This is a genomic window from Streptomyces kebangsaanensis (assembly GCF_001906585.1).
GTDB lineage: Bacteria > Actinomycetota > Actinomycetes > Streptomycetales > Streptomycetaceae > Streptomyces > Streptomyces kebangsaanensis.
Genome location: NZ_JUJA01000005.1, coordinates 603 through 5,692, shown reverse-complemented (window position 1 = coordinate 5,692; position 5,090 = coordinate 603). Strand labels below are relative to the sequence as shown.

General features: G+C 70.2%; 4 protein-coding genes. All 4 read right to left on the bottom strand.

Features of this window, described 5'->3' with window-relative positions; all coding sequences use genetic code 11:
• A partial coding sequence (locus tag RH94_RS00090; RefSeq protein WP_073945634.1) for a GTP-binding protein occupies positions 1-482 on the bottom strand: 482 nt, incomplete at its 3' end.
• Positions 463-1,032, bottom strand: a complete 570-nt coding sequence (locus RH94_RS00085) for a DUF742 domain-containing protein (RefSeq protein WP_073945633.1) — start codon at positions 1,030-1,032, stop codon at positions 463-465. The genes RH94_RS00085 and RH94_RS00090, both read right to left, overlap by 20 nt.
• 99 nt (positions 1,033-1,131) lie before the next feature.
• Positions 1,132-1,545 carry a roadblock/LC7 domain-containing protein gene (locus RH94_RS00080; RefSeq protein ID WP_004983065.1) on the bottom strand — a complete coding sequence of 138 codons (414 nt, stop codon included), beginning with the start codon at positions 1,543-1,545 and terminating at the stop codon, positions 1,132-1,134.
• Between the two features lie 10 nt (positions 1,546-1,555).
• Positions 1,556-4,807: a sensor histidine kinase gene (locus RH94_RS00075; protein WP_073945632.1), complete on the bottom strand. Its 3,252-nt coding sequence runs from the start codon at positions 4,805-4,807 to the stop codon at positions 1,556-1,558.
• Between the last annotated feature and the right edge of the window lie 283 nt (positions 4,808-5,090).

Sequence of the window (5,090 nt, the reverse complement as noted above, 5' to 3'; positions counted from 1 at the left end):
GGACCGATCTGCAGGGCCTCGCGGACCTCGTCCGGGTTGTACGGCTGCTGGCCGTCGAAGCCGTTGAGGGCGATGACGAACGGCAGGCCGCTGTTCTCGAAGTAGTCGACCGCCGGGAAGCAGTCGGCCAGGCGCCGGGTGTCGACCAGGACGATGGCGCCGATGGCGCCGCGGACCAGGTCGTCCCACATGAACCAGAACCGGTCCTGGCCGGGCGTGCCGAACAGGTAGAGGATCAGGTCCTGGTCGAGCGTGATGCGGCCGAAGTCCATGGCCACCGTGGTGGTGGTCTTGTCCCCGGTGTGGGTGAGGTCGTCGATGCCCGCCGAAGCGGACGTCATGACGGCCTCCGTGCGCAGCGGGTTGATCTCCGAGACGGCGCCTACGAACGTGGTCTTGCCCACGCCGAAGCCGCCCGCCACCACGATCTTGGCGGAGGTGGTGGAGCGGGAAGGACCGCCGCTAGAGCTTGCGAAGTCCACTGAGCACCCTTTCGAGCAATGTCACGTCTGGCTGGCCACCGGCGTTCTCGTCGCCGCCGGGCTGATGGATGGCGACCAGGCCCGCCTCCGCCAAGTCGGCGACGAGAATCCTGGCCACGCCGAGCGGGATCGACAGCAGGGCCGAGATCTCGGCCACCGACTTGATCTCGCGGCACAAGTGGCAGATCCGCTGATGTTCGGGCAGCTGGCCCTGCATCTGGTGCGGCTGCGCGGTGGTGTGCACCAGTGCCTCGATGGCGAGCTGGTACCGCGGCCTGGTACGTCCGCCCGTCATGGCGTACGGGCGGACCAGGGGGTTGTTCGACGCCCCGGCGGGCGCCGGCTCAGGGGTGTGTCGCTGCGGCTGCACCGGCTGGATCCGCCGGGCCGGCGGCTGGTCGTACGGCGACGGGCCGGGGCCCTGTGGCGCATACGGCTGCCGGTGGTGTGGAGAGGGGGGGAAGTATGGGTTCACCGATCCGTCGCCCTGGCCCTGTGCGGGACCGTACGACCAGTCGCCCGAAGGCGAACCACCTGAGGGTGTTGCCACTTTCTCTCCTCCTCCGACTGTGCCGGGCACCCCATGGTCCTGGGGAGCCGCGTCCCGAAACCTTACGGCCCCGGGACGCCAAGACACACCGTCTGTCTGTTAGTTGAGAAGGCTTCCCTGGAGTTCCGCGCGGAGGTCCGGGGTCAGGACCGTGCCGGCCCGGTCGACCAGGAGCGCCATCTCGTACCCAATGAGTCCGATGTCCGCCTCGGGGTGTGCGAGGACCGCGAGGGACGAACCGTCGGAGATGGACATGATGAAGAGGAATCCCCGCTCCATCTCCACAACCGTCTGGTTCACGCTGCCGCCCTCGAAGATGCGCGAGGCACCGGCGGTCAGCGAGGTCAGACCGGAGGCGACGGCCGCGAGCTGGTCGGCGCGGTCGCGCGGGAACCCTTCGGACATCGCCAGAAGCAGTCCGTCGGCCGACACCACGACGGTGTGGGACACCCCGGGGGTGTTGTCCACGAAGTTGGTGATCAACCAGTTCAGGTTCTGCGCCGCCTGGCTCATCGGGCTCACACTAACGCTCCTGGTTGTAGGTGCTGTCAGGACCGAAGCCCTGGCCGTTCTTTTCACTTCCTGCGCTGCGTCCCCGCTCGACGCCCCGGCGCAGGTTGCTCAACCTGCCCCGGACGTCCTCGGGGGCGCGGGAGACCTGTGGGCCGCCCTGCGGGGTCGATTCCGCGGTGCCCTGGACCAGGTTGGCCTTGGGCACCCGCCGCGGCAGGCCGGAGGAGGTCACTCCGCCCGCCTTGGGCTTACGGAGTTGCGAGGCCTGCTGCCAGCGCTCGTCGTTCGCCGAACGCCAGTCGCTGTCGCCGCCGCTCTCCGGAGTACGGGGCGGCGCTTCCTGGTTCGCGGGCCGCGCGCCGTTCGAACCGCTCGCGGTGGATCCGCGGCGGGGCAGCCCGGCATCGGTCAGCTGGTGGGCGGCGGAGGCGGCCGGTCCCGGACGCTCGAAGCCTACGTGGTCCGCCTCGTTCCCGTCAGCGGCCTGCGCGGCTTCCGTTTCCGGAGCGTACTGGTCCGGATAGCCGTTCCGGTAGCCGTCCTGCTGGGGCCAGTCGTCCTGGTAGGACGGCTCCTGGAAGCCGGCGTACGGCTCCGGCGCCGCGGCGTGGGCCGACGCGTGCTCCTGCTGTCCGGGCTCCGCACGGGCGGGGTCGGGGTAACCGCCGCCGGCCGGGTAGGAGTCGTTGTCCGGCAGGCCGCCGTTCGGCGCGTAGTACGCCTCGTCGTACGACGGCTGTCCTGCCCGCTCCGCCTGTCCTGCCTCGCCGTACGCAGCCTGCTGCTGCTCCTCGTACGGCGCCTGCTGGTCGTATCCGCCCTGCTCAGGGTAAGGCATCCGGCCGGTGTCGTACGCCGCCGGCTGCTGTCCCGTGTGCTCGTTGGGGTAGGCGGCGGCCCGCTCGTCCGTCTCCGGGCCCTGCTGCGGGCCGTGCGTCTGCGCCTCCAGGGCGGCACGGCGCTCCTTGCGCTGGAGCGAGCGGTTGACGGGGTCCAGCCCCCGGATGTCGTCCGGGACCTCGTACTGGCTGTCGTCGAAGCCGAGCTCCGCGGCGGTGCGCATCGGCTCCGGGGAGCCGAAGTCCTCGCCCTGGAACTGCTGCTCCGGGATGATCTGCGAGACGGTGAACTCGTTCTGGTCCAGCGCCTGCTCGCCGCCACCGCCGTGGGTGATCGCGTCCGGCAGCATGACCAGCGAGGTGGTGCCGGCCTGCTCGCCGGAGGGGCGCAGCTGGACGCGGACGCCGTGCCGGTCGGCGAGGCGGCCGACCACGAACAGGCCCATGCGCTGGGAGATCGCCACGTCCACGGTGGGCGGGTTGGCCAGCTTGTGGTTGATGTCCGCGAAGTCCTCGGCGGTCAGGCCGATGCCCTTGTCGTGGATCTCGATCATCACGCGGCCGTCGGGGAGACGGGTCGCGGTGACGCGGACCTTGGTCTGCGGGGAGGAGAACGTGGTGGCGTTCTCCAGGAGCTCGGCCAGCAGGTGCACGAGGTCGGTCACGGCGCGGCCGTGGATCTCGGCCTCGGGGACCCCGGACAGCTCGATGCGCTCGTACTGCTCCACCTCGGAGGCGGCGGCGCGCACCACGTCGACCAGCGGGACCGGCTGGTCCCAGCGGCGGCCGGGCTCCTCGCCGGCGAGGACGAGGAGGTTCTCGCCGTTGCGCCGCATACGGGTCGCCAGGTGGTCCAGGCGGAAGAGGTTCTCCAGCTGGTCCGGGTCGGCCTCGTTGTTCTCCAGGTCGGTGAGCAGGGTCAGCTGGCCCTCGATCAGCGACTGGTTGCGGCGCGAGAGGTTGGTGAAGATCGCGTTGATGTTGCCCCGCAGCAGGGCCTGTTCGGAGGCGAGCCGGACGGCCTCGCGGTGGACCTGGTCGAACGCGCGGGCGACTTCGCCGATCTCGTCGGTCGAGGTGATCGGGATCGGTGCCACCCGGGTGTCGACCCGGCCGGGGTCGGTGCGCGAGAGCTGGTCGACCAGCATCGGCAGGCGCTGCTCGGCGATGCCGAAGGCGGCGTGGCGCAGCTTGCGCATGGAGCGGCTCATCTGGCGGGCCACCATGCCGGCCAGGATGAACGCGGCGAGCAGGGCCACGACGACGACGGCACCGGTGATGAGGGCGTCGCGCTTGGCGGCGTCGGCGACGTCCTGGGCCTCTTCCACGGCCTTGTCGACGAGCCCGGTCTCGACCTCGCGGTAACCGTCGAACTTCGCGGTGTAGGCGCCCAGCCAGGACTCGAGGGTGACGCCCTTCGCGGCCAGCTCCTCGGCGGACAGGACGCCGGAGGCGACGCCCTGGAGCATGCTGTCGGCGGCCGGCATCGCCGTGTAGGCGCCGCCCTGGGTGGAGGAGCTCTGACCGGCGCCGACCGCGGCGCCCTTGTCACCGATGGCCTGGCGCTGCTTGGCCATGATGTCGTCGAGGCGGTTCACGTCGTCCTCGGTGGCACCGGAGACGAACTCGTTGATCGCGATGCCCTCGAGGTAGCGGTACGACACGAGGGAGACGCGCTGCTGCTGGGCGACTTCCGGCTTCTGGCTGGGGCGCACCAGCATGTGGACGCCGATGGAGCGCTGCAGCGAGGCGGCCGCCTTGGCCAGGGAGACGGCGTAGGCCGTGCGGCCGTAGCTGGTGACGTTGCCGGTGCCCAGGCCCAGCTCGTTGGCGAACTCCATCAGGGAGTGCTGGACGGCGACGTAGCCCTCTTCGGTCTTCACCGGGTCCATGGCGGCCGTGTAGGCGGCCTGGCGCAGCTGCGGGAGGGCGGTCTCGTTGGAACGGAAGAGGTTCATCCGGCGGTCCAGGGCCGCGGTGTGCGGCAGGTCCTGCGCGACGCGGTCGAACTCCTCCTTGGCCGCGTCGGTGGCCGCCCGCAACTCCTTGACCTGCTTCGTCTCACCCTTGCCCCGCAGCAGGTCGGCGGCGGTCAGGTCGCGCTCGTTGAGGAGGGACTGGCCGTAGTCCTCGGCGGCCCGTACCAGGAGGGCCACCTTCTCGGCGTCCTCGGCCTCCTGCCAGGTGTCGATCGAGCCCTTGACCTGGAAGCCGCCCATCACGAGGCCGACCAGCACGGGTATGAGCAGGATCGCGTTCAGCCGGGTCGGCACCCGCCAGTTGCGCGGGGAGAGACGGCCGCCGCTCGGGGCAGGAGTGGCCGTCGGCTCCGAGCCGGGCACATGTGCGGGCGCCGCACCGCGCGGCGGCGGGGTGAAGTTGCCCCGCGCCGACGGCTCGGGACCGTTCTTGCTTCGCCTCACTCGACCAACAACCTCTCGGCGGTCGGCACCTACGTTGTGCCGCAGTGTCTCAGAATCCTGTCCGCCATAGACGACCAGTACTGCTGAGTACGTCTTTGACCATTGGGCAGTTCAGGCATTCCAGCACGTCAGCATGGACTCTTCCAAACACTCCGATCCGGTGGTGCGGGAGCTCATGAGCCCCGGATAAAACGGTCATAAAGAGCGAGCTTCGGCAAATAGCCGGGTGATTGTGCGCGCAGCGGCACCGCATGTGCGCGACGCGTGGCCGTACCCGCCGATT